Source organism: Pontimicrobium sp. MEBiC01747 (assembly GCF_053601635.1).
Genome location: NZ_JBSHNS010000438.1, coordinates 15,206 through 40,516, shown reverse-complemented (window position 1 = coordinate 40,516; position 25,311 = coordinate 15,206). Strand labels below are relative to the sequence as shown.

The 25,311-nt window shown below is 32.6% G+C and carries 20 protein-coding genes; 6 read left to right on the top strand and 14 right to left on the bottom strand.

What is annotated here, in order from left to right; translation table 11 throughout:
- From ACVC2P_RS14355 to ACVC2P_RS14340, 4 genes are all read right to left on the bottom strand, one after another.
- On the bottom strand, positions 1 to 1,111 hold a 1,111-nt coding region (locus tag ACVC2P_RS14355), incomplete at its 3' end, for a hypothetical protein (RefSeq protein WP_452599144.1).
- Between the two features lie 18 nt (positions 1,112 to 1,129).
- Positions 1,130 to 2,602, bottom strand: a complete 1,473-nt coding sequence (locus ACVC2P_RS14350; RefSeq protein WP_452599143.1) for a hypothetical protein — start codon at positions 2,600 to 2,602, stop codon at positions 1,130 to 1,132.
- A 6-nt stretch (positions 2,603 to 2,608) separates the two neighbouring features.
- A complete protein-coding gene (locus ACVC2P_RS14345) occupies positions 2,609 to 4,780 on the bottom strand; it encodes a hypothetical protein (RefSeq protein ID WP_452599142.1) in 2,172 nt (723 codons plus the stop codon).
- Positions 4,781 to 4,917: 137 nt separating this feature from the next.
- Positions 4,918 to 5,880, bottom strand: coding sequence for an endonuclease/exonuclease/phosphatase family protein (locus tag ACVC2P_RS14340; RefSeq protein WP_452599141.1), 963 nt, complete (start codon positions 5,878 to 5,880; stop codon positions 4,918 to 4,920).
- 77 nt (positions 5,881 to 5,957) lie between these two features.
- On the opposite strand from ACVC2P_RS14340, the gene hflX reads away from it, so the two are divergent.
- A complete protein-coding gene (hflX, locus tag ACVC2P_RS14335; protein WP_452599140.1) occupies positions 5,958 to 7,187 on the top strand; it encodes a GTPase HflX in 1,230 nt (409 codons plus the stop codon).
- Here hflX and ACVC2P_RS14330 read toward each other — a convergent pair whose 3' ends face one another.
- The 3 genes from ACVC2P_RS14330 to ACVC2P_RS14320 form a co-directional block, all read right to left on the bottom strand.
- Positions 7,188 to 7,700 (bottom strand): YciI family protein, encoded by a 513-nt coding sequence (locus ACVC2P_RS14330; RefSeq protein ID WP_452599139.1) that lies wholly within the window; start codon positions 7,698 to 7,700, stop codon positions 7,188 to 7,190.
- Positions 7,691 to 8,161 (bottom strand): CYTH domain-containing protein, encoded by a 471-nt coding sequence (locus ACVC2P_RS14325; RefSeq protein ID WP_452599138.1) that lies wholly within the window; start codon positions 8,159 to 8,161, stop codon positions 7,691 to 7,693. Before ACVC2P_RS14325 ends, ACVC2P_RS14330 begins: the two co-directional genes overlap by 10 nt.
- A 568-nt stretch (positions 8,162 to 8,729) precedes the next feature.
- Positions 8,730 to 12,020, bottom strand: coding sequence for a leucine-rich repeat domain-containing protein (locus ACVC2P_RS14320; protein WP_452599137.1), 3,291 nt, complete (start codon positions 12,018 to 12,020; stop codon positions 8,730 to 8,732).
- 125 nt (positions 12,021 to 12,145) lie between these two features.
- Between ACVC2P_RS14320 and dinB the strand changes: the two genes are divergently transcribed.
- Entirely contained in the window at positions 12,146 to 13,246 is a 1,101-nt protein-coding gene (dinB, locus tag ACVC2P_RS14315; protein WP_452599136.1) for a DNA polymerase IV, read from the top strand.
- Positions 13,247 to 13,420: 174 nt separating this feature from the next.
- On the opposite strand, the gene ACVC2P_RS14310 is transcribed toward dinB, so the two are convergent.
- The 6 genes from ACVC2P_RS14310 to ACVC2P_RS14285 form a co-directional block, all read right to left on the bottom strand.
- Positions 13,421 to 13,705 carry a hypothetical protein gene (locus ACVC2P_RS14310; RefSeq protein WP_452599135.1) on the bottom strand — a complete coding sequence of 95 codons (285 nt, stop codon included), beginning with the start codon at positions 13,703 to 13,705 and terminating at the stop codon, positions 13,421 to 13,423.
- Positions 13,706 to 14,102: 397 nt separating this feature from the next.
- Complete coding sequence (pyk, locus tag ACVC2P_RS14305) at positions 14,103 to 15,530, bottom strand: pyruvate kinase (RefSeq protein ID WP_452599134.1); 1,428 nt, start codon at positions 15,528 to 15,530, stop codon at positions 14,103 to 14,105.
- Positions 15,530 to 16,018 (bottom strand): IPExxxVDY family protein, encoded by a 489-nt coding sequence (locus ACVC2P_RS14300; protein WP_452599133.1) that lies wholly within the window; start codon positions 16,016 to 16,018, stop codon positions 15,530 to 15,532. Before ACVC2P_RS14300 ends, pyk begins: the two co-directional genes overlap by 1 nt.
- Positions 16,019 to 16,151: 133 nt before the next feature.
- Entirely contained in the window at positions 16,152 to 16,892 is a 741-nt protein-coding gene (rnc, locus tag ACVC2P_RS14295; RefSeq protein WP_452599132.1) for a ribonuclease III, read from the bottom strand.
- 7 nt (positions 16,893 to 16,899) lie between these two features.
- Complete coding sequence (gene fabF, locus ACVC2P_RS14290; RefSeq protein WP_452599131.1) at positions 16,900 to 18,150, bottom strand: beta-ketoacyl-ACP synthase II; 1,251 nt, start codon at positions 18,148 to 18,150, stop codon at positions 16,900 to 16,902.
- A gap of 12 nt (positions 18,151 to 18,162) precedes the next feature.
- On the bottom strand, positions 18,163 to 18,399 hold the full coding sequence (locus tag ACVC2P_RS14285; RefSeq protein WP_452599130.1) for an acyl carrier protein: 237 nt from the start codon (positions 18,397 to 18,399) through the stop codon (positions 18,163 to 18,165).
- A 183-nt stretch (positions 18,400 to 18,582) separates the two neighbouring features.
- Here ACVC2P_RS14285 and purN point away from each other — a divergent pair, with 183 nt between their 5' ends.
- The 3 genes from purN to ACVC2P_RS14270 are packed head-to-tail and all read left to right on the top strand — an operon-like array spanning position 18,583 to position 20,607.
- The gene (purN, locus tag ACVC2P_RS14280; RefSeq protein WP_452599129.1) at positions 18,583 to 19,149 is read left to right on the top strand and encodes a phosphoribosylglycinamide formyltransferase; all 567 of its coding nucleotides are present in this window, start codon (positions 18,583 to 18,585) and stop codon (positions 19,147 to 19,149) included.
- Between the two features lie 6 nt (positions 19,150 to 19,155).
- Positions 19,156 to 19,929 (top strand): hypothetical protein, encoded by a 774-nt coding sequence (locus ACVC2P_RS14275; protein ID WP_452599128.1) that lies wholly within the window; start codon positions 19,156 to 19,158, stop codon positions 19,927 to 19,929.
- A 36-nt stretch (positions 19,930 to 19,965) separates the two neighbouring features.
- Entirely contained in the window at positions 19,966 to 20,607 is a 642-nt protein-coding gene (locus ACVC2P_RS14270) for a ribonuclease H1 domain-containing protein (protein ID WP_452599145.1), read from the top strand.
- 27 nt (positions 20,608 to 20,634) lie between these two features.
- Here the strand turns inward: ACVC2P_RS14270 and ACVC2P_RS14265 are convergent, their stop codons facing one another.
- Complete coding sequence (locus ACVC2P_RS14265) at positions 20,635 to 23,619, bottom strand: T9SS type A sorting domain-containing protein (protein ID WP_452599127.1); 2,985 nt, start codon at positions 23,617 to 23,619, stop codon at positions 20,635 to 20,637.
- Between the two features lie 431 nt (positions 23,620 to 24,050).
- Between ACVC2P_RS14265 and ACVC2P_RS14260 the strand changes: the two genes are divergently transcribed.
- The gene (locus ACVC2P_RS14260) at positions 24,051 to 25,304 is read left to right on the top strand and encodes a PKD domain-containing protein (RefSeq protein WP_452599126.1); all 1,254 of its coding nucleotides are present in this window, start codon (positions 24,051 to 24,053) and stop codon (positions 25,302 to 25,304) included.
- The last annotated feature ends 7 nt before the right edge of the window (positions 25,305 to 25,311 follow it).

The window sequence follows — 25,311 nt, the reverse complement described above, 5'->3', positions numbered from 1 at the left end:
GAGGTAGTAATAGGGGACCACGTTCTTTTTTTTCTAGACTAATGTATTCTTCAAATACAGGATGTGTATCCCATTCTTTTTTCTTTTTACCTCTATAAAATATGGTTCCTTTAATACAATGCGTCATAATTGGAATTTGATTATCTGCAGCATATTTCCATAATGGTAATAATGTCTCATCAAAGACATAATACCCTAAGGCAGGATATATTTTAAAACCACTAAATTTTTCGTCTTCTATATACCTTTTTATAAAACAATCTTGTAGTGTTACAGTTCCTGTATTATCATTAAAGTGATATTTTAGTTGTGTTTTGTCTTCTACAATGCGTCTAGGCTCTACAAATACAAAAGGTAGAATAGCATCTTTATTTTTACTTTTATTTTTAATATCTGCTAATTCTTGCATTTGGTCTTTATACTCGTAGCCTTTTTTTAGTTTTCCAGCGCCCATATACTCCATGTCCATAGGTAATACTATAAACTTACTACCAGAATCGTATTGCTGTACTAGTTTAGAAAACGTAGTGGTTTGTTTTTGATATATTGTAAAACGCCCAAGCAGTATATAACGATCAATTAAATCTCGAGTCATTTTACCTGGTAAAATAGAGAGTAGTTTAATGGACTTTTTTGCTATAAACCACAATAAGTTTCGCCCAGATTTTACAAATAAAATAACTATAACAACAATTAAAATAGTAATAATTAAATGGTCTAGAGGTACTAATAAATTATGCTCTGTTAGCCAGTTTTGTATTTTATATATAAAGTTATTATTGGTGTTAAGTTTTAACCAATTACATACAATAAAAATAGCTTGTACAGTAATAGCTGTTTTTAAAACCATAATTATGGTTTTAAGTACTATATTTCTCTGTACTTTTATTTTGGTTTTAGTTTTATTTCTTTGCTGCTCTATATATGGATCTTTATATTTTTTGTTTTTTTTGGTTATAAAACGCTTAAATATCCATAAAATAAAAGGAACACTTAATAGTTTATAAAAAGGCCAAGGTACAAATGCCTTTGCTAAATAAGGAGGCACATGCTCCCCTTTAAAAATATGAGTATGGCAATTTATAATGGGTTTTTTATTTGCTGTAGCCATTGTAATAGTGTTTTAGTTTTATACGGTTATTCTGTATTGTTTGTATAGTTTTTTTGGCGTGTAAGCCTCATTAAATGCTTGTTGTTGTTTTTCGTTTAACCTTAAACGCTCCTCTTTAATTTTTTGGCTTAGAGGAATTTTCTCATCAAAATCATAAAATAAATCTTTTTCGTTCATGATAATTAAACGTCCTTTAGTTTTATTTATTAAATCTTTTAAAATTCCTCTATTTGGCATTGTCGATTTCCAATTACTACTAATAGCATTAAAGTCTAAAGTTGCCATAGCAACAAGATCTGGAGAGGTCATCATTTTTAATCCTTTGTCTTTAGCGGTGCCATTATGGCTTAAATGATGTGCTACTTTATAGAAAACGGTACGATTTAATAAATCTTCGGTTAAATGTTTTCCATTTTCAGGTTTTTTGTCCCAATCTATGTTATGCCAACTTTCCCAACTACCAAACTCTGCATCTCCAGGAAATAGCAATACTTTTTTAGAGTCTTCTAATTCAATTGCCATTGCAAGACTTAAATTATTAATACCAGTGTTAATTCTTAACGCAAGATTACCCGCACCACTTACTAGCCAGTCTAAATCTACAGTTCTCCAAAAAGTATCTTCTTTTTTATAGTAGTCCTTAATTTTTGTACAATTAGTTTTATATTTAGAATCGAACGGCGATTGGCCAACACTAGAAGATTTATCTGTTATTACTGCCGAAAATGAATCGCTGCGTTTTAACACCTTATTATGCTCGTAAGTATCGTTAGTGCCTTTTTTGCCATGTTCTTTTTTTACAGCTTTAATAGATTCTGGAGGGCCAAGTATATGAAATTTTACTCCTGGTAATTTAGTAATAGATTCTATTTCTCCAGGTTTACAATATCTAATATTGTCTTTAGCAATCTCATTTTTTATTATTTCCATGCCCTTTAAACCGCCTTTATATTTCTTTGTTTTATCTGGCGAAAAATGAAGTTCTTTAAAATCGTTTAGAGATTCTGAAAAATTATTAAATCGGTTTACAATTTCTTCTCCTTTAAACCCTCTTTTTAATTGGTTGGTTAATGCTGTATCTTTTAATTTAAGGTTTATTTCATCTGAAGCTATGGCGAGTGCCTTTTTCTTTTGTCCAAATTTTTCTTTCCATTCCTTTACCAAATCATCTTGTTCATCTTCGCTCCAAGCCATCCATATTTCATCGAAGGTAAAATCGTTTATAAATAAATCTGAACACGCATTGAAAAGATACACATGGTCTTTGTGTTCATGAGTAATAACTAATAAATCAATATGGCCATTAACATATGCTTTTAAATCTTCAACATATTGTGTTAAATGCTTTTTGGTACCTTTCCAAGTGCCTCCATCTATCATCATTGTAAAAATAGCAGATGTATTAGAAAAAAACTTTAGCACAAAACAATCTCCTGTTCCTGTACCGTACATTCTAACATCTACAGCTGTAATCGTTTTAGTATTAATCATAATTTTTTAGTGTTGGTGTAGTAGTGCAAAAGGCTCAAAAGCATTATCATTTATTTGCGCACTAAAGTATTTTTGAAATTCGCTCATGGCATTTACAGTAATTTCATTTTGAAATAACCATTGTTTTTCAATTTCCTTTTTATTTAGTACTATGCCTTTAGATGTTTTTAATAATATAGGTTTGTTAATAGAGTATTTTAGTTCTCTAGTGTCTAAATCCATTATAAGGGTACAACTACCTTTGTAAGAAAATAGTTTTTCACCATCCTTTAAACTAGGCTTATTATTAAGGTTACTAGTATATGGTTTTACAACTTTATTATCTTTCATTACTACAGCAGATTTTTGAATAATTGAAAAAATAACTTGGTTTACTTTGTTACCATTTGGGCCAACTCTAGAGACCAAACGAAGGTTTTGAATAGAAAATGCTGCCATATTTCTACCATAATCTGTAGAGGAGTCTTTTATACCAAAGCGCTTACCGCTATCTCCAAAAACGAGACCTGTTAATTCAACAAACTCGGAGAATTTGTTGAATTTAACACTAACTCTTTTGTGTAAGCCTATAACCTGTTCATAGTATTGCATATCCATAATATTTCGTAAATACTGTAAATGCTCTGAATAGGCTTCCACTTTTTCATTATAAGTATATGGAGCCTTAGATTCTGAAACGGCTCGTATTTTAAAATCATCTTTTTGTCTCCTTACCTTTCTATTGTATTCTCTTTCAGAATCTTCTCTTAGTGGTATTCCAGATATAACTGCTGTTGTTATTTCATAAATATGTTTTCTATGGGTATGGTAAGCTATTCTATTGGCATAACTACGTAAAAAAGAAGCAATAATTTTAATAAGTGAATCTGGTTCTTCCGAGATAGTAATTTTAGGATGTCTTAAACTTTCTATACTTAATGAGTTTATGCCAACAGGATAAATACCTCGTTTTTTAAAAGCTTCAATAAAAGCTAATCTATAAGCATAAGGGTCGGAACTTACTAAGTCGCTATCTGCGGTAATTATGGCTCTTAAGTATTCTCCAAAAGTAATATCGGTTGGCGGGCAATAATCAATAGCTCTAATACACATGTGTAGAATATGTTGAGCTGTTTTTGAGGCTTCTGTAGCCAATCTATTTACTAAATCGGGATGTAGCTCTCCTTCTGGTAAAATACCTGTTCCGTTAGATGCTATTCGATTTAAATCTGCTATACGCCTTTGGTAGATAGATAAAAAGGCTTCAAAAACAGCAGCAACCAAAATGCTGCCTCTTTCGTGGGGTTGCATAACTTCGTTATACTCATTTGGGTTGGGTTTTTTAGGTTCCCATTCTCCATTTTCATTAATGTCGCCTATAGCATCTCTTAAATTACCATAATGTCCAATAGCAACTCCAAATTGTTGTGCCAGTTCACCTAATAAATTTTGTCTAGATAAATCTCCTTTTGTTTTAGCTATTTGGTGTTTTAATACATCTGGAAATGAAAAATGCTGAAATAGTGCAACAATGTCTGCAAACCCTTCATGAAAGGCCAATACATCTGGGTTTGTAGGATGATTGTAATGATGTTGCAACCCATCTAATATGGCATGAGTGGTTTCATGCGCTATAATATCATGACTTAAACAGGTGTAAACTAAAGTTCCTGGCATTTGGTCTGCCTGGTCTATTGGGTTAGAGTGAAAGTAACCAAATAATAAGGCTTTCTTCTGTGGGCTGTAATAGGCATTTGCTTCTCTAATAGCATGTGGATATATACGTATTCTATCTATATATTCCTCGTATTTATCTTTACCTAGTGCGGGGTCGTATTCTAGCTTTCTGGTAGACCAGAGTACTTTTCTACCTAAAGCGCGTTCAAAATTTTTAATGGTCGTCATAACAACAGCATAAACCATTTGCTGATGAAACTTAGGGTTACTCTCGCTTGGAGATAGTCCGTTTTGAGCTAAAAAAGATTCGCTTTTAAAATCTACAGTTTCATAAAACTCTCCTACAGTAGGATCGTAATCAATAACTTCTATGTATTCGCCTCTTAAGGTTCCGTCTGTATAATCTATATCCTCCCAAGGCACTTGGTAGATTATCTCGTTAATACTGTGCGTGTCTAATCGTATTGATAAAGAGGGATCAAAAGCATAACCCCTAAGCTTTCTATGCGAAGGTGTATTCATAATCTTTAAGTACTTGTTTTATGCTATTAATACAAGACACCTAGGGAAGTATTATTTTTGAATACTAAAGATACATTATTATTTTTAATAAAATGTTTAACTAAGGGTTAAAAGCTTAATTAATAAGTTTTTAGATTTTATTTTTTATAGATGGTTATGTATACAGGGAAGTGATCGCTATAGCCGCCTTTGTATCGTTTGCCTACATAAGTTCTGTACGGGCTGCCTTTATATTTACCGTCGTAAAGCTTTAAAAAATCTTCGTCGAAAATGTTAGCTTTTTTAAAGCGTAGGCTATTAGATTTACGTTCAAAGAAGTTATGTGTTATTAAAATCTGGTCGAATAAATTCCACTGTTTTCTGTAAGTTGTTGTACCTCGGTCTTGAGATAAAAGGGTGTCCATAGGGTTGAACAAACCATTAGTTTTTACTAAAGATTTAATGCTATTACTTGCTGGGTCATCATTAAAGTCTCCCATAACAATAATTTTAGCATTGTTATTTTTTGCTTTTATTTTTGAAATAATATAGCTAACCTTTTGTGAGGCAGCCATACGTTTTGGCTCGGTTTGGTCATCGCCACTTCGTCTAGATGGCCAATGGTTAACGATAACATGAAGCTCTAAACCTTCAAACAAACCACTAACTAATAAAATATCTCTAGTGTAATCTACCGTACCATCTTCTTCAATTAATTCTACAGAAAATGTTTCAGAATAGGCAACTTTAAAAACAGAGTCGTCGTATAATAATGCGACATCTATACCGCGTTCATCATTAGAGTCGTAGTGCACAAACTTATAATTAAAGTCCTCTATGTGTTTAGATTGTACTAAATCTATTAAAACATCGGCATTTTCTACTTCTGCTAAACCTACAATTGCAGGATGCTTCTTCGTTTCTTTTTTTCCAATATTAGAAATAGCATAGCCTATTTTTTTTAGTTTATTCCTGTAGCGTTTTATAGTCCAACGCTTATCGGAAGTAGGAACAAAATCGTCATCGCGAGTAAATTCCTCATCGTAGATGTCGAATAGGTTTTCAATATTGTAAAAAGCTACCGTATGCTTTTTAGCTTTCGGTTTAAAGAGGTTTAGCATCAATTAAGTTTGAAAAGGCTAAAAATAGCAAATTTTATCTGCTTTCAATTATGTAACTTTGTCCTTTAAATTTATTTATGTTAGAAAAAAAAGATATAGCTTTAGAAAAAGCAGTATTAATAGGAGTAGTAACAAGAGAACAAGATGAGATTAAGTCTAAAGAATATTTAGACGAGCTTGAGTTTTTAACGTACACTGCAGGTGGAGAGGTTTTAAAGCGATTTACTCAAAAAATGGACATGCCTAATCCTAAAACCTATATAGGAAGTGGTAGAATGGAAGATGTACGCCAGTTTATTGAGGATAATGATGTTGGTACAGCTATTTTTGATGATGAGTTGTCGGCTTCTCAAGAACGAAACATAAGTAAAATATTAAACTGTAAGGTACTCGACAGAACCAATTTAATACTCGATATTTTTGCACAACGTGCACAAACTAGCTATGCAAGAACCCAAGTAGAGTTAGCACAATGCCAATACTTGCTGCCAAGACTACGAGGGATGTGGACACACCTTGAAAGACAAAAAGGTGGAATTGGAATGCGTGGACCTGGTGAAACTGAGATTGAAACCGATAGACGTATTGTTCGCGACCGTATCTCGCAACTAAAAGAGAAAATTAAAGCTATAGACAAACAAATGTCTGTGCAACGTGGTAACCGAGGTAAAATGGTACGTGTTGCATTGGTTGGATATACCAATGTAGGGAAATCTACTTTAATGAATACCGTTAGTAAAAGTGAAGTGTTTGCAGAAAATAAACTCTTTGCTACATTAGATACAACGGTTAGAAAAGTGGTGATTCAAAATTTACCATTTTTATTATCCGACACCGTTGGGTTTATACGCAAGTTGCCAACACAACTGGTCGATTCTTTTAAAAGTACTCTAGATGAGGTTCGTGAAGCCGATTTGTTACTACATGTAGTAGATATTTCGCATCCTAATTTTGAAGATCATATTGCCTCTGTAAATAAAATTCTAGGGGAGATTAAAAGTGCCGATAAGCCAACCATAATGGTGTTTAATAAAATTGATGCTTACGAAGCGGAACCGTTTGATGATACCGATTTAATAGCAGAACGTACCGAAAAACACTATAGTTTAGATGAGTGGCGTAAAACTTGGATGAATAAAATAGGAAACAATGCCCTGTTTATTTCGGCCATAAATAAACAAAACTTAGAAGATTTTAAAAAGCGTGTGTACGATGAGGTTAGAGATATACACATAACCCGTTTTCCATACAACCATTTTTTATATCCAGATTATGATTATGAGGATATGGGTAATGAAGAAGAGTAACTAGCGTAACGGAAACCCTTTACCAACCCACCAAGGGTGTATTTCTATTTCTAATCTTCCAGCTTTTACAGCAGGATCAGCATTGGCTAAACTATCGGCTAGTTTTAAAGTCGGTACGTTGTAAATAGTAATGCCTCTAATATCACCATCGTCTCCCATTGGCCCAGAAATATCGGCATAACCTAACTCGTACATTTTACCTAAATGTGCTTGGTGTTGTTCTTGTATTTTAGCTGCTTCCTCTTTGCTTTGCGAACGATTTTTACCACGTTTTAAAAAGGCTATAAAATACTGTTGCATTACAACGGTGTCTTTAAGGGTTTCGTCATAATAATTAAACGTTTTAAAACCTTTTGCTTTTAGTTCTTCTAAAAGTTGTTTCGTGGTTTGTTTTTTCTCTATGACCTCTTCTTTTATTTCGGTAATAGTCGTTTCTTTTTCAAGTTCTGTTTTGCAACTTGTAAAGCATAATGCACTTAATAGAGCAATTATAACGTATTTATTTAGTTCCATAATGTATAGGGGTGTTTGCTTAATTGTGAGTTGTAGTATTTAATATCTCCAGTTACTTCCTTACCTAACCAATTGGGTTTGGTAAACGTTTCTGTTTCTGTGTTTAGCTCTACTTCTGCAACGATTAAACCTTTATTGTCTCCAAAGAACTCATCGACTTCAAAAATATGGCTATCTACTTTTATTTCGTATCGTATTTTATCGATAATGCCTTTTAAACAGAGTTTTAATAATGCTTCTACTTCGTGTTTTGGTATTTCTTTTTCCCATTCAAAACGCGATAAGCCATCGTTTGTAGACTTACCTTTTATGGTTAAAAAACCCAGTTCGCCTTTTAGGCGTACACGTACGGTACGTGCTTTGTCTGTGCTTAAAAACCCTTGTATAATACGCGTACTTTTAAAAGCTTCGGCTTTAAAAGCTGTAGAGTTTACTAGGAATTTACGTTCTATTTCTATCATGCTTGCCTTCCGTGAAAACGGAAGTCTCTCTTTAATTAGTCTCTAAATTTAATGCTAAATCTATTAATTTTATATGAAACCACAATAGTTTCGCAAGTACGCGACTATAGTCTACTAAGACTTCTCGATACAATGCTTCGTGCCTCAGCATCACTCGAAGTGACGTTTTGGGTTTGTTTTTAAGCACTACCGTCAGTTCGAGTGAAATCCTTTTTTAGGATTTTGTATCGAGAACTATTTTGTTTTTTTGAATGTTATATTGTGTTATGGTTACTAAGACTTCTCGATACAATTTGCTAGCTCTAATGTTACAAAAGTGTAAAAGACGCCTTCCTTTAAAAAAGGACGATGAGTTTTTCAGAATGAAAAATCGGATGGTTTTACAAAAAATAGTGAAGCTTATTTTAGAGTTATGTTTTTTAGTTGATAAAACTTCTCGATACAATTTGCTCGTACCTCACAAATCACTCGAAGCGACGGGTAGAGATAGTTTTGAAATACTAACGTCAGTTCATGTGAAATTCCTTTTTTTAGAAATTTAGTATCGAGAACCATTAAAATTTGTACTCTAAACTTTACTATTAATAATGTCTTCATATATCTTTTTAACGGCTTTACTTAAGTTGGTGTCAAATTCTGGGTCGTTATCTTTTTCTATTGCAGTACGTATGCATTCTTCTATAATGTACCATGCCTTGTTTTTGTTTTTAAAATCTGCTACAGGTTTTGCTGTATAAGGTAAGGCAGTGTACTTCCCTAAGTTATAACGGTCGTCTTTACGGTCCCAACGGCAAAAATCTAAAATAATGGGGATTATTTTTAATTGTTGTCTCGGTAATATATTATCTACTATTTCTTTTTCGCGCCTGGCAATGGCCGTTTTAATTTCATGCTCTTTAATATATTTGGTTGCTAAAAAATTTGGGCTTACCATAAAAAAGATAATATTGGCTTGTTTAAATTTATCTTGTATCTCTTTGTTCCATTCGCTACCAGCCTCTAATTGCGAACAATACCAAGGGTTTTCTATTAAACCATCGTCGTGTAACGGTACTAGGTTTTTTATAAATTCATTTACTAAGGTTAAATCGTCTTTAGAATAACTAATGGCTACTTTTTTCATTTGTCCTTGGTCTTTGTCTGCTAAATATTGATTAAAACTAAATACCGAAAAGGTTTTAAAATTACTATTATCTGTATAATCATAACCTTTTACAGTGTACATTTTACTCTCTACATTGTTGTAGAGTTCGTTAATGTTTATGTAGTATTTGCCGTCTTTACTTACCATAATGTCTATGATATCGCTTTTCCAGTCACTTCTTTTTTTATCTTTATTTTTGATTGGTAAGTCGAATGTTTCGCCTTTTGAGGTTGCATCTAATTTAATTTCAGAATGGCGATAATCCATTACATTTTTTTCTTCTGGAGTTGTTGTTTTTAAAACAAAATCGACCACTTCTTTTTGCAGTTTTAAATTATTGCCTTGTTGGTCGCCGTACAATTGTAATGTCATGTTCTGTCTATCGTATATTACTAATAGCAATTGCTCGTCCTTTTCTATAATTAAGCCATTTTGCCAAAACATATAGGATTGGTCTTCGTTGCGCTTAATTTCGACACCGTATTCTTGAAAAATTTCTAACAGAATCACATTCATTAAATAGTGATCGGAAGTGATTACCACATTAGCATAACTAAAGGTGTATTTTTTTAGTAATTCTAGCCAACTCGGTTCGGCTTCTGGTAAATATTGTGGTACGTACCAAGTGTATTGTTTATCTTTTTTGCCTTTGGTTTTAAATATTAAATTAAAAGAATCGAGCAGGGTTTCTATGTTTGTAGCTGTGAGTCCTAAATTATTGCTTTTACCTGCATTTTTAATTTCTTCAGTAATTTTCCCATGGGCTTTTTGTAATTTTTCATTTAAAATGTCTTTATATATTAAATTTAAAAGTGCTTCTGGTTTATTAAAAATAATATTGGGTAGTTGCTCATGAAAGTACAAAATACAACCTGCTCGGTGTAGTGTTTTTAATATGGTATTGTCTGTTTCTTTAAACTCGGTTTTATAATCTTTAAGTGTCCAAACGGTTTTATTGGAATTAGCCAGTTTATCTCTAATCTCTATATAAATTGAAGGATATTTGTTTTTGCTTTGTATGTGGTCTATACGTTCTTCTAATATTTCGAATAAGCCATTAATACGTTGTTTTTTTAGTAAACTCACAGAGCAAGTATTAATTACAAAGTTTGATTTGGATTGTTTAGAAGCTTCTGTATTGTGAGGCGAGTACACTGCAAACTTTTTTAAATGTGCACTTTCTGGAAAGTGTGTATAATATTCTGTACTGTCAGTGTTTTCTAGGTCTATATAGTTTTCTACTAATACGGTTTCTATAGCATTGTTACTAGTGCTTAATTGCTCTGCACAACGGAGCCAATAATCTAATTGAAACACTTGCTCGTTAGCCTTACGGGTAGGATGTTGTTTTGCCCAGAGTATAATATGCAAGGCGTCTGGGCTAAAAAAGAGCTGGTGTGTGGCATGAAAATAGTCTTGCCCACCAAAATCCCAAAGGTGTAGTTGTGTACTCTCTTTTGTTTTAGAAAAGCTTTCGTAGACCAAACCATGTGTAGAGTCACTGTTTTCTGGGTATTTTGTTCTGCCGTCTATAGCTTTATAATGTTGTTGCCATAGAAATAATAAATTAGATTTGCCTATGTTGGTGTTGCCTAACAGTAATACTTTAATATCTTTTAAAAGCTGTTTTTTATACTCTGGTTGGTTTGTGTTTTCATTTAACCAACGTATAATTTCTTGTGCAGAGCTGTTTAATATGTTTGTAGGAATGTTTTCTATTGGATTTTCTCGAATAATTAAACTTTTTAAATGAAGTAGTTTTTTTAAAGGAGTAAGATTAGATATTTCATTATTAGATAAATCTAGTTGTCCTAATTTATTTAAATTTTCTAACGGTTCTATTTTTGTAATTTTATTTTTTGAAAGAGATAGTTGAATTAATTTAGTTAGATTGTTCAGAGGCTCAATATGCTCTATTTCGTTGCTGTTAAGTATTAAACGAGTTAATTTGTTTAATTCTCTAATAGCTCTAATTGAAGATATTTGATTATTGTTAAGAGACAGTTGAGTTAACGACCTTAAACTTTCTAGCGGGAAAATATTAGATATTTGATTAAATGGAATTGATAGTATGTTAAGCTCGTGTAAATTGTTTAGAGCTTCAATATTATAAATTTTATTGTCACCTAATGTTAATTGTCTTAATTTAATTAAGTTTTTAAGAGGTTCGATACTCATTATATAATTACTATCAAGTTCTAAGACCGATAATTGATTCAAGTTTTTAAGCGGTTTGATGTCTTGAATTTGATTATTACCTAAAAAAAGATGATTTAATTTAATCAAATTTTCAAGCGGATTTAGATTTCTAATTTTATTTCTAGACAGTGATAGGTTATTTAAGAATTTTAAATTTTCGAGTGGTTCAATATCTTGAATTTGATTGTCTCTTGCATGAAAATAAGTTAATTTTTTCAGCCCTGAGATAGATTCTAAATTAGTTATTTTATTATAACTAAGATCCAATACTTCTAGGTTAGACAGATTTTTTAATGGTGTTATATCTGATATCAAGTTTCCTACAACTAATAGTTCTTTAAGGGATTTTAAATGCGATAGTGCATCTATAGTGTATAAGCCAATATCAGATAATTTCAAGTATACTATTTGGCCAAGATTATTCAATTGATACTGACTCTTTGGAATTTCTGCTTCTAAAGTATTTTGTAAATATTCTAATTCATTTTTAAATCCAGGAGGTGGAGGTGTAGCCATAAGGTGGTTTTTATTATCGATTAATATGGTTTGCTATAGTGTTATAGCAAGTTATAAAGTAAGCACCAACTTTAGTTAGCGTTAAAAACCTAGAGCTTTTTACTTTAATGTTATAAATTTACAGCATGCAAAGCGATTTACCAATTAGAAAAATTATTCATGTAGATATGGATGCCTTTTATGCGTCTGTAGAAGTAATGGATAATCCTGAGCTTAAGGGTAAACCGTTGGCTGTTGGTGGTAGTGGTACACGTGGTGTGGTAAGTGCTGCTAGTTACGAAGCGCGTAAATATGGTGTACGCAGTGCTATGAGCGGTGTTAAGGCAAGACGTTTATGTCCAGATTTAATTTTTGTACGTCCACGGTATGAGCGTTACAGTGAGATCTCTAAAAAAATACGTGCTATTTTTCATGACTACACAGATTTGGTAGAGCCTTTATCTCTAGATGAAGCTTATTTAGATGTTACCGAAAACAAAAAGGGAAACCCAAGTGCTTCTATGCTTGCCGAAGAGATACGCACCCGTATTTTTAATGAAGTAGGTTTAACGGCATCGGCAGGGATTTCTATTAATAAGTTTATTGCTAAAGTAGCAAGCGATTATAACAAACCCAACGGACAAAAAACAGTAAACCCGGAAGAGGTTCTAGATTTTTTAGAGGCTTTAGATATTAGAAAATTTTACGGTATTGGTAAGGTTACTGCCGAAAAAATGTACCAAAAAGGCATCTTTACAGGTGCCGATTTAAAATCGAAATCTATAGAATTTTTAGAAACCAATTTTGGGAAATCGGGCAAGTACTATTATTATATAGTTCGGGGTATACAGCATAGTGAGGTAAAACCCAATCGTATACGAAAATCGTTAGCTGCAGAGCGTACGTTTAATGAGAATTTGTCGTCGGAGGTTTTTATGCTAGAAAAACTAGACCATATTGCCGATGAGGTTGCTAGGCGTTTAAGTAAAAGTAAAGTGGCCGGTAAAACGGTAACTTTAAAAATTAAGTATAGTGATTTTACCTTGCAAACGCGCAGTAAAACGTTGCCATATTTTATTAGCGATAAGGCCTTAATTATAGAAACGGCCAAAGATTTACTCTATCAGGATACGTTGAATAATTCTGTACGCTTATTAGGGATTTCGTTATCGAATTTAAATACTGAGAAAGTGGTTAAAAAAGAAAAACCTAAAGCGGTTACTGTGCAATTAAAGTTTGAGTTTTAATAATAGACCTTAGCATTTACATATTATTTGTATTAAATAATGCTTTTATAATACAGAGTAAAAACAATATGGTAATGCCAAAAAGTATAGAGGTTAATCTTTTAAGCATTGTTTTTCTTGACAAAATAAAGGGGTTGGTCGTTGTTAGTATTAATTAAAGTGTTTTGGTAGTAACTAGGATACCCACAAAATACGTTTTAAAGGGATTACTGTAGATTCTTTTAGTATTACAGATTTATCTGTTACGCCCCAAACGGTAGTTTCTACTTTTTTAAAGCCATCGTTATCCATAAATAAAATACCTACTTTACCGCGTTCTAAATTGCCTAAGGCCATAGCGCGTTTTAGTGTTATGCAGCGTTCGTTTTGTTCGGTTTTGGAAGTTAATACTTCTTCTTTAGGGAATTTTAAATATTTTATTTGTTCTTTTTCTATAGTTTCTATTTGTGTACTTAACATAATGTCTAGGGTTTTTATTAATATAAGCTTTAGTGGGTTTTTATTATTAATAATTACACTAAAATTGTTAATTATAATAATATTATTACTTATTTAACAGTTTTGGGATGAAAAACCCTACGATGGGGAATGGTTGTATTCTTTTTTATTGTAGTCTTTATTTAAATAATTGTGTAAAATATATTTTATGGGTTTTATGTGTAATAAGAAAACCAGCTATAATGTTATAACTGGTTTTTTATAAATTACTGTCCTCGCGTTAGCGATTGAATGGTTTGTTTGAGCTCCTCGAAGAGAGCGAGTAATGAAAGCGCGACCCTTGGGTAACGCCCTATGTATTATTTATAGAGTTTCGAGTAAGTACTGCAAACAGACTACTATAGATTCTTTTTGTTTTCTATATTTCTGTTACTCTAAGTGTGTTTACCATGCCTTTGTCTTGTATTGGCATTGCTGCTAGGCTTACTAGCATGTCTCCTTTTTCTAGATAGCCTTTGTCTTGTGCTATTTGGTTTACGTCTTCTATGGTTTCGTCTGTACTTACAAACTTATCGTAGAAGAAGGCTTTTACGCCCCATAATAGGTTTAGTTGTGTTAGTATACGTTTATTAGATGTAAATACTAATATGTGTGCTTTTGGTCTCCATGCCGATATTTGAAAGGCTGTGTAACCGCTATTGGTTAGTGTAGAGATACCTTTAGCATCTATTTCATTGGCCATATGTGCTGCATGATAGCATATAGATTTTGTTATGTAACGCTTAGTACGTATGTGTGGTGGCTCTTGTGGTACTTGTATTAGGCTAGAGTCTTCTACACTGCGTATTATGCTTGCCATTTGTTTTATTACTTGCACTGGGTATTGGCCAACACTGGTTTCGCCAGATAGCATTACGGCATCGGCTCCATCCATTACAGAATTAGCAACATCGTTTACTTCTGCTCGTGTTGGTGTTAAACTATTTATCATAGTCTCCATCATTTGTGTAGCAATAATTACAGGTATTCTTGCTTTTTTTGCACGTAGTACTAGCTTTTTTTGTACTAGTGGTACTTCTTCTGCTGGTATTTCTACTCCTAAATCTCCTCGGGCTACCATTAAGCCATCGCAATAGGCTACAATTTTATCGATGTTAGCGACGCCTTCTGGTTTTTCAATTTTTGCAATTATAGGAATTTTATGTTCGCTGTTTTCTTTTATTAGTTCTTGTAATACCATTAAATCTTCTGCGTGGCGCACAAAGGATAATGCTATCCAATCTACTTGTAGTTGGCATGCAAATTTTGCATCTTCTATATCTTTCTCGGTTAATGCGGGTTGAGATATGTTGGTGTTTGGGAGGTTTACACCTTTTTTAGATTTTAATGGTCCGCCTTGTATTACTTTAGCTTTTACTTCGCTCTTTTTGTCTGTAGAAAGGACTTCGAAAATGAGTTTACCATCGTCTAAAAGTATACGTTCTCCTGGTTTTGCATCTTGAGGGAAGTTGTCGTAGGTCATGTAGACACGCTTTTTTGTGCCTTCGAATCGTTTTCCTGTTGCAAAAACAATTTCGTCTCCTGGATTTACAATAATCTCTCCTTTCATAACCCCAACACGTAGTTTAGGGCCTTGTAGATCGGCTAAAATGGAAGCGTTATAACCAAATTCGTCATTTAATTCACGAATCATCTGTACACGTTCTTTAACATCGGTATAATCGGCATGAGAGAAATTAATTCTAAATACATTAGCGCCTTCTTCAAGCATTGCTTTTAATACTTTTTTTGTACTTGTTGCTGGGCCTAAGGTTGCTACTATTTTGGTTTTTTTTCTGTTTAACATTAGTTAAATATTAAATTGTCTTTTGCTTTTAATTGTTCTGCATCTATACTATATGCTGTAACAACTTGCGGTATGTTTAGTATTTTGTCTAAAATGAGTTTTTGTCTATTACTATTTAACTCATTTTCTATTTTTAGTATATAGTTTACTTTTTTATATTCTGGTACTAAATAGTATACTTTAGTACTGGTTTGTTGCGCATTAAATAGCGAGTTTACTGTATTGGTGTCTGGATTACTTTTTACCTTACAACTATTTGATACTAAATTCCATGTGGCTAACTGCGATGGGCTTTCCCACTCAAAAATAGAATAGGTAGTTTTTAGGTTACAGTTGTCTAGATCTTTTGGTTTTCTGGTTAGGTTTATTTGTAAAGCCTTATTTAAAAGATATGCTAATCTATAGTCTTCTATAGTGCAATGTATACCTATTAAAGTATATACTTCTGTTTCTAAAAAGTCATCTAAAACAAGTTTATGAATGGCCATTTATTGCTAAAATTAATTGTAAATATAGCATATAAAACCTTTATTATTGCACATTTTTGTACGAAATAGTTACGCAAACGTTATAGTATTGTTAGGTTTTTTATAGGCATGTTGGTTATTACCTATTTTATATTTAAAGTGTTTTAGAGATCTGATTCTGAAAGACAAAAAAGGCTCGTTTAGAAGCTTTTTCTTCTGCTTTCTTTTTAGAAGTGGCTCTTGCTTTAGATACAATTTTATCGTTTATAGAGAGTTTTACAGAGAAATGACGTGTGTTATCGTTTCCTGTATCTTCATAAACATTATAGTTAAAGGTTTTCTTTTCTTTTTGGCACCATTCTATTAATAAACTTTTATAGCTTATTACTTTTCCTTCGAGTTTTTCGATATCTACATAGGGTATAATAACCTGTTTGTAAATAAACTTTTCGCAGTATTTATAGTCTCTGTCTAGGTAAATAGCGCCTACTAAAGCTTCAAATAAATTACCATGTATGTTGTCTCCAAATTGTCCTTTTGGTATTTTACTTTGTACTAAGTTTATAAGCCCTAAACCTCGACCTAACTCGTTTAAGTGTTCTCTACTTACTACTTTAGAGCGCATTTTTGTTAAGTAACCTTCGTCCCCGCTAGGGACTTCTAGATATAAATGGTTTGCTATTACAGCGCTAAGCATAGCATCTCCTAAAAACTCTAATCGTTCATAATTAACAGTGTGTCCTTGACTGTTTTTTATATTCATAGAACGATGGGTAAACGCAGTCTCGAAGTGTTTTAAATTTTTAGGTTTAAACCCTAAAATTTTAGATATGGCCATAAAAAAGCCCTCGTTTTCTTTAGAACGAGAACCGAATATGTTTCGAATGCGTTTCATTCGAGATTTAGTCTAATTTTTTGAATAATACACAAGCGTTATGTCCTCCAAATCCAAAAGTATTACTCATGGCGACTTTAACGTCTCTTTTTTGTGCTTTGTTTAAGGTTAAATTTAATTCTTGGTCTATGTTTTCGTCTACAGTTGTGTGGTTAATTGTTGGTGGTACTATACCATGTTCTATAGCTAATATAGAGGCTATAGACTCTATAGCTCCAGCTGCTCCCAACAAATGCCCTGTCATAGACTTCGTAGAATTAATATTTAAGTTCTTGGCATGTTCACCAAAAACTTGAGAGATTGCTTTTAGTTCTGCAACGTCTCCTAAAGGCGTAGAAGTACCATGTGTATTAATGTGGTCTACATCTTCTGGTTTTAAGCCTGCGTTTTGCAAACAGTTTTGCATTACTGCAACAACTCCAATTCCTTCTGGGTGTGGTGCTGTCATATGGTGCGCATCTGATGATAAGCCTCCACCTACAACTTCTGCATAAATTTTAGCGCCTCTTGCCTTAGCGTGTTCGTATTCTTCTAAGATAATTGCTCCAGCACCTTCTCCTAATACAAAACCATCTCTAGTTCCATCAAAAGGTCTTGAGGCTGTTTCTGGACTTTCATTTCTTGTAGATAAAGCATGCATGGCATTAAATCCTCCCATTCCTGCAATAGTAACGGCAGCTTCACTACCTCCTGTTACAATAACATCACAATGTCCTAAACGAATATAGTTTAAGGCATCTATCATAGCGTTTGCAGAAGAGGCACATGCAGATACGGTAGTATAGTTAGGTCCCATAAAGCCATTTTTTATAGAAATGTTTCCTGGAGCGATATCTGCAATCATTTTTGGAATAAAGAAAGGATTAAATCTAGGGCTTCCATCTCCTTCTGCAAAGTTTAATACTTCGTTTTGAAACGTTTCTAGACCTCCAATTCCTGCACCCCAAATAACGCCAACACGTAGTTTGTTAACGGTATCTAAATTTAGGTTTGAGTCCGCAATAGCCTCATCGGATGCGACCATTGCGTACTGCGTAAACCTGTCCATTTTACGTGCTTCTTTTCTGTTAAGAAAATCTGTCACGTTAAAGTTTTTTAACTCACAAGCGAATTTTGTTTTGAACTTTTCAGTATCAAAATAGGTTATAGGCGCAGCGCCACTTTTTCCATTAATTAGAGCATCCCAGTATTCATCCTTGGTGTTTCCAATTGGCGTAAGTGCTCCTAGTCCTGTAACTACAACTCGCTTAAGTTCCATAAATTTTAGTGCTTATTTTTTTGCAGTGTCAATATAAGAAACTGCTTGACCTACTGTTGCAATGTTTTCTGCTTGGTCATCTGGAATTTGAATATCGAATTCTTTTTCGAATTCCATAATTAACTCAACAGTATCTAATGAATCTGCTCCTAAGTCGTTTGTGAAGCTTGCTTCTGTAACAACTTCGTTTTCATCAACTCCTAATTTGTCTACGATTATCGCTTTTACTCTTGATGCAATGTCTGACATAATTTTAATTTTTTAGTTTTAATTAAGACGCAAAAATAAAAAACTTTATTTTAAAACAACAGTTTACTGTGAAAATGTGTTTCGAATTTAATAAATAAAGTTCAAGTTATTGGCTTTTACCCCATAATTGTTAATAATTATTCTTTTTTTTGTTCGAAGAATTTTAACATTATAGTCTGTAAAATGAAACGTATTGTAATTTTTGCTTCCGGAGGTGGAACTAATGCTGAAAATTTAATTAAGTTTTTTCACAACAGAGATAATGCTTCTGTCATTCAAGTTCTTACTAACAATCCTCATGCCAAAGTGTTGGATAGGTGTAAAAAACTGAAAGTTAGTGCATTGTCTTTTAATAGAACAGCTTTTACGGGTACAGATGATGTACTTAATATTTTAAAGTTAGCTCAGCCAGATTTAATTGTTCTTGCTGGGTTTTTATGGAAATTTCCAGAGCATATTATTAACGAATTTCCAAATAAAGTGATAAATGTACACCCCGCATTGTTACCTAAATTTGGAGGAAAAGGTATGTACGGTATGCATGTTCATGAGGCCGTTGTTAACCAAAAAGAAACTGAAACGGGTATAACAATTCATTATGTAAATGAGCATTACGACGAAGGTGCAATCATTTTTCAGGCAAAATGTAAGGTTTTACCTGAGGATTCTGCTGAGGATGTCGCTAAAAAGATTCATGAATTAGAAATGGAGTACTTTCCGAAGGTAGTTGAGGAATTACTAAACGATTAATGCAACATGGATGTCGAATTTTATTTTCTTATTGGATTAATTATTGCTCTATGTTTGAATTTTTGGATTTTCAGAAAAACACCTGAAGATAAAGAATATGAAAGAAAGTTAAAAGAGAGTTTGAATGACGAGTTTATTACAGACCCAGAAACAGGAGTAAAATTAACATTGGAAGAGGCAGAAAGTGGTGTTTGGTTGGCTCACGATAATGAATTTAGAACAATTCCAGAAGAAGAACTAAATAAGATTGCAAATGACAATGAGAGAGAAGTGGAGGTTGCACTTAATTATATTAGAGAGAGTCGATTCTTTATAAAAACAGATTTGACTTACGAAGAAGAAAACAAGCTTAAAAAGACGAAAGTACTTAAAGGGTACGACAATTGGTTTTATTCTGATGCTTATAAATTTGAAAATGGTTTTATTTTTTTACCTTCTGTAGAATGGAATAAAAATCGTTTTCATCAAGAAGTACATTTAATGATTTGGTATAAAATTGAAACTATTGAAGGACACTATTTATTTAGAGAAAAAACAAGTTCGGAAAAGTTTTTTGATCGCATTAGAAATGATGATGATATTAAACTGAAGAATTACGAATGTTTTACGGTTGAAAAATCCCGTAATATTATAAAAATCAATACTATTTTAAATAAAATCATTCATAATAAGGGTTTAGAAATTGAAATAGACAACGATAATCTGTTTATTAAAACACTTAAACTAGTCGATTTAGAGGATGTTAAAAAAATGGAGCGTATTATTTTAAATCTAAGTTAAATTTAAAAGATTCCCGTCTTCACGGGAATGACAAAAGTGAGTAAGAAAAAGAAAAAATATTATACCGTTTGGAAAGGACATAAAACTGGTGTTTTTGAAACTTGGAAAGACTGTAAAAAGCAGATTAAAGATTTTCAAGGCGCACAGTATAAATCTTTCGATTCTTTAGATGCTGCCAAAAAGGCTTTAGAGGGTAATTATTTTGATTACATAGGAAAGAATAAAACCTTTAAAAGTGGATTAAGTGCTGCTGAATTAAAAAAAATAGGACAGCCAAATTATAATTCTATTTCAGTTGATGCTGCTTCTAGTGGAAACCCTGGTATTATGGAGTATCGTGGTGTAGATACTAAAAGTAAGAAACAGTTGTTTATACAAGGGCCTTTTGAGGAAGGGACTAATAATATAGGTGAGTTTTTAGCTTTAGTACACGGGTTAAGCTTTCTTAAAAAGCATAAAAGCAATCGTATTATATATACAGATTCTAAAACAGCTATGAGTTGGGTGCGTAAAAAGAAATGTAACTCTAAATTAGAACGCAATGCTAAAAATAAACCAGTGTACGATTTAGTAGATCGTGCAGAACTTTGGCTTAAAAATAATACATATACAACTACTATTGTTAAATGGGAAACAAAAGCTTGGGGGGAAATTCCTGCCGATTTTGGCAGGAAATAACGCCTCCAATAATCAACTAATCATTCATTAATCTTTAATAAATTTTCGAGTAAATCTACCATTGTCTTTTTCTATAATTTCTACTATGTAAACTGCATTAGATAATTGAGATAATGTAATTGTGTTACTTTCTAATGTATTTAACGATACTATCTTTTGCCCTAATAAATTGTAAATGTTTAAGTTTTTAATAGCGCCTAACTCCTTATAATTATTAAGAGTTAATTGCTGTGATTGGTTATTATAAGTAACCGAAAAATCACTATTAGTAAGCGTATTTTCGTCTACGCTTAAAGTTTCCTCTTGTTTGTATACTATAGAATATCTTGTATCGCTTTCTCCAGTTTCAAAAAACAAGGATACTGGAGCTTCTTTTAGGTTATAGTATGTACTATTTAAATTGTCTTTTAAATAGATAGGAAGGTCTTCAGGGAAATTTGCAGTGTCTTTTAAAGATAATGTATAAATTCCTGGAGATTCTATTTTTGTAAATAGTGGCATTTCATCTTCTATACTTAATGATTGTAGCCCTTGTATAGATAATTTATGATCTGTAATGGCCCAAGATATGTTATCTGGAATAGTACTGTAATCTATAGCATCATAACCTCTATCGTAACCGCTAGTAGCATTAGAGTCGTAGCCTAAACCTAATTCTCTTTCTCTATCCATGGCGTCTGTGAAGGTTAGCCATAACTTTGTACGATTATCTGTATTAGTACTAACTGAAGTACCTGTTTTAAAGAATGTTGACTCAGATAAAGATTCTCTTGCAAAAATACGTTGCGAGTTTTTAAAGACTAAAGTCCCTCCATTATCTACATTTACAAAAAAGCCTTGACCAACTGGAATGTTTGTTTTTGGGGCTCCTTTAGATGATGTTCCTCCATTAGTATCTGGTGCAGCTACTGCGCTAATACCCATCATTAAATTTAAGGTAGCATACCCGCCTTGATAATCTGCTGTGATGTGTGTATCGTTTGTTTCAAACTGTTCCCAGAAATAGAGGGTTCCATCTATAGCAGATAAATTATCGTTAATAAATTGTATAGCATTTAATGCAGAAGGGTATGGGTTTCCTACTAAGAAGTTATTCCCTGCTGTAACTGTATAAGAGTAATCACCGTTATTAGGAATGCCTTTAAAAAAGTAGTTTTCTTCTAATAAAGACATTGAAGGTGTGGGGGTTCTACCAGACCCTTTCATAGAATAACCAATTCCTGGTAAGATATCTGTTTCTATACCTAAATAATTCCAACCATAGTAATTGCCTTGAACTGCATTAAAACCATATAACCATTTGCTACTAAGTGTTATAGGGCTTGTTGTTGGATCTGCATCATTTTGAAACGCAAAATTTACAACGCCGTTGGTTTCTTCTAAATATTTAATTTTCCATGTACCGCTTCTATTTACTGGAGAACTCCAGTAGTTGTAATTATATAGGTTTAGAGAACCTTGTTGGCTTATTTTTAATTCTCCACTACCAGAGTTTGCACTTAATCCTGTATGGTTTTGAATTAGTTGAGCTTCTTTTTGAAGGTCTATTGTACCATTTATTACTACTTGATTTTCTACTTCTAATAAAATACCATTTTCTACTTCTAGTGTAGCTCCAGGTTCTACTTCAATTTCTCTTACGTGTGCGTTTGCTGTTAATATAGCTGTAGCTCCTGCTTTTACAGTTAATTTTAAACATTCGTTAGTATCATTTGGTGCATTTGCTGTACCAGATCCATTAAAAAATGTAGCTCCATCCCATGTAATTTCATCTAAAAATTGTAATGTAAAATAATCGTTATCGTTAAATGAAACATTAGTAGCTGTTGCTGTATTGCCTGTTATTGTGAGGTTATAGCCAACTGCTGTAGAGAAGTTGCTATTGCTATCTACTATTAATTGTAAAGGTTGACAATCTTGTTTTTCAGAGAGATCTATTGCGGAGATATCAAAACTAACTGTTACGGTTCCTAAATCGTTTATTTTAGATACTCTCCATTTAGAGCTTAATTGCTCTGTATAACTAACAGGATCTGTTGAAAATTCATAATTTGCGTCTTTAACATTCTCTCCCCAAAATAAATATGCTCCATTAGATAGTGCAGATGGTGTGTTAATACGTACAATTCCTGTTCCTCTAGAATCTGTATGGTTAGTGCCATCTGATGCTTGACCTATACCAGCTACTTTATGGTCGTAATCCCCATTACCAGAATTATCTTGAGTATATAAATCGTTAGAGGATAAAGATAATCCGTACTTGGCAGAAAGATAATTATCTACAATAATGCGCTGGGCAGTATTTACTTTAGATTTATAGATAACTATTTCTGGGATTTTTCCTTTATAATTTTGACCAATTTGAAATCTACTTGTACTATGTCTATTAAATGTAGAGGTGCCGTTTCTACTTACTAATAAGTTTCCATTTCTATACATTTGTTTTCCTGAAGCTGCATTAGCACCATAGGTCCATACAGAATAGTTGTAGTAACTACTTAATGATTGAGTTATGTTAACTCTAGCTGACGATCCGCAACATTGTCCTATATCGAAATATGCTTGATTATTACTCCATGGTATATGAGCATTAAAACGATTGGCATTTAAAGGATAAGTACCATATGTATTAGAACTTGTTTTAGAAACTAATTGTGTTACTGTAAATGTTGATGCTTCATTAGTTACAAAATTACTTGTTGTTAGGTTTAAACCTGTGTACAAAAAAGCTTGAGCATTAAATAGTACTTCGTCATAACCATTAACAGCATTAGAAACTATTGTTGGTGCTGTACCACTTGAAGGCGTTAGGTTAAATTCTGAATAACCAGCAGAATTCTCCCATGATGATACATTAGATCCAGAAGTAGTTAAACCGTTGTCTGTTTTAAACCATAGAATTAAATCGGAAGTTCCGTCTGTATTTCCTACACCACCAGGCCCAGTTTGAGAAAAGCTATTAAAGTTAAATAATAGGAAAACGAATATTAATATTTGAGAGGTTTTATACATAATTTGTAAGTATTTACATCAAAATAAAAGAATTGTGTTGTCTTTCTTTTTATAAAAAAGACGAAATCATGGTTAATTTCGGTTAAAAGGCATAAAATGACGATAAAGTGTAATTTAGTTGTTCGGTAATTTTTCATTCTTTTACTTTATTTTTAGGGGTTTAGGTATTTTATTACTGCTAAAACCATTTGAATCGAGTCTAGTTTATTTGAAAAAATGAACGACAGCTGCATGTTTATCGTTTAAGTGTACAAGCGCATTCTTAATTGTACAATATGCCTAAGGTTTTTTATACTTTTTTTTAGCTATTGGGGATTAATATATTGTTTTAGCATGTAAGAGTTAAAATGATGTAATTAGGGAACTAAGCTTTTAAGTTGTTTTATAAAAACAGCACGTTAATTTTGTATTACTATTTTAGATTACTAAAAATGAAACATTACTTACCTTTTATTCTTTTTACTTTTTTTTCGTTATTACTACATGGGCAAGAATCTAAGAAGGTTCTTTTTTTAGGAAATAGTTATACAGCATCTAATAATTTACCTTTAATAGTAAGTAATATGGCTAATAGTACAGGGAATGTTCTAGAGTACGATTCTAATACACCTGGTGGGCACCGTTTTTTAAATCATGTTGTTAATGCCACCAGTTTAAATAAAATTAACTCTAATGATTGGGATTATGTAGTGTTACAAGCGCAAAGTCAAGAAACATCTTTAAATGAGGAACAAATGGAAACAGATGTATATCCTCACGCTACTACCCTTTGTAATGCTATTAGAGCTAACAACGTATGTTCTGAGCCTATGTTTTATATGACATGGGGACGCGAAAATGGAGATGCTAATAATTGTGCAACTTACCCTTGGGTGTGTACTTATCAAGGCATGGATGACGCTATTAGAACAACTTATACATTTATGGCAAATAATAATCTTGCTGAGGTATCTCCAGTTGGTGCTGTTTGGCGTTATTTAAGAGAAAATCACCCCGAAATAGACTTATATGCTGGAGATGGATCTCATCCATCTTTAACTGGGACGTATGCTGCTGCTGCTGCTTTTTATACTATGATATATAAACTAGACCCTACTTTAATTACTTGGAATTCTAGTTTATCTGAAACTGTAACTTCTACAATAAAATTGGCTACAAAAACGATTATCTACGATGTTATTTCAGATTGGGATTTTACTGTAAACCCTGCCAATTCTAGTTTTACGCCAACAATAGTTAATGGAGAAGTTTCTTTTAACTCTTTAGGTAATTTAGATAGTTATTTGTGGGATTTTGGAGATGGTAATACTTCTACAGAATCTAATCCAACACATACTTATTTAGCAAATGGAGATTATGTAGTTTCACTAACTGTTACTAAATGTGGGGAGACAAGTACTTCTTCGCAATCGGTTTTAATAGATAATTTAAGCACACCAGAATTTAATTTGATACAATCTATTTCTTTATCTCCTAACCCTGTAAAAAATAAATTATATATTAATTTTATTAAAGGACCTGTTGGTATTGCTCTTCATGATATAACTGGGAAGCTAGTATTAAAAAAAGATGCAATTACAACGGAAACTACGGTTGTAGACATGTCTGCTTTAAGTTCTGGGTTGTACTTGTTAAATATTTCGGCAAGAGATGGGTTTTTTACAACAAAAATTTTAAAGGATTAAGTTGTCT

Coding starts and splice junctions, on each gene's coding strand:
- ACVC2P_RS14350 (WP_452599143.1), bottom strand. CDS start 2,602: ATGATTAATACTAAAACGATTACAGCTGTAGATGTTAGAATGTACGGT.
- ACVC2P_RS14345 (WP_452599142.1), bottom strand. CDS start 4,780: ATGAATACACCTTCGCATAGAAAGCTTAGGGGTTATGCTTTTGATCCC.
- ACVC2P_RS14340 (WP_452599141.1), bottom strand. CDS start 5,880: ATGCTAAACCTCTTTAAACCGAAAGCTAAAAAGCATACGGTAGCTTTT.
- hflX (WP_452599140.1), top strand. CDS start 5,958: ATGTTAGAAAAAAAAGATATAGCTTTAGAAAAAGCAGTATTAATAGGA.
- ACVC2P_RS14330 (WP_452599139.1), bottom strand. CDS start 7,700: ATGGAACTAAATAAATACGTTATAATTGCTCTATTAAGTGCATTATGC.
- ACVC2P_RS14325 (WP_452599138.1), bottom strand. CDS start 8,161: ATGATAGAAATAGAACGTAAATTCCTAGTAAACTCTACAGCTTTTAAA.
- ACVC2P_RS14320 (WP_452599137.1), bottom strand. CDS start 12,020: ATGGCTACACCTCCACCTCCTGGATTTAAAAATGAATTAGAATATTTA.
- dinB (WP_452599136.1), top strand. CDS start 12,146: ATGCAAAGCGATTTACCAATTAGAAAAATTATTCATGTAGATATGGAT.
- ACVC2P_RS14310 (WP_452599135.1), bottom strand. CDS start 13,705: ATGTTAAGTACACAAATAGAAACTATAGAAAAAGAACAAATAAAATAT.
- pyk (WP_452599134.1), bottom strand. CDS start 15,530: ATGTTAAACAGAAAAAAAACCAAAATAGTAGCAACCTTAGGCCCAGCA.
- ACVC2P_RS14300 (WP_452599133.1), bottom strand. CDS start 16,018: ATGGCCATTCATAAACTTGTTTTAGATGACTTTTTAGAAACAGAAGTA.
- rnc (WP_452599132.1), bottom strand. CDS start 16,892: ATGAAACGCATTCGAAACATATTCGGTTCTCGTTCTAAAGAAAACGAG.
- fabF (WP_452599131.1), bottom strand. CDS start 18,150: ATGGAACTTAAGCGAGTTGTAGTTACAGGACTAGGAGCACTTACGCCA.
- ACVC2P_RS14285 (WP_452599130.1), bottom strand. CDS start 18,399: ATGTCAGACATTGCATCAAGAGTAAAAGCGATAATCGTAGACAAATTA.
- purN (WP_452599129.1), top strand. CDS start 18,583: ATGAAACGTATTGTAATTTTTGCTTCCGGAGGTGGAACTAATGCTGAA.
- ACVC2P_RS14275 (WP_452599128.1), top strand. CDS start 19,156: ATGGATGTCGAATTTTATTTTCTTATTGGATTAATTATTGCTCTATGT.
- ACVC2P_RS14265 (WP_452599127.1), bottom strand. CDS start 23,619: ATGTATAAAACCTCTCAAATATTAATATTCGTTTTCCTATTATTTAAC.
- ACVC2P_RS14260 (WP_452599126.1), top strand. CDS start 24,051: ATGAAACATTACTTACCTTTTATTCTTTTTACTTTTTTTTCGTTATTA.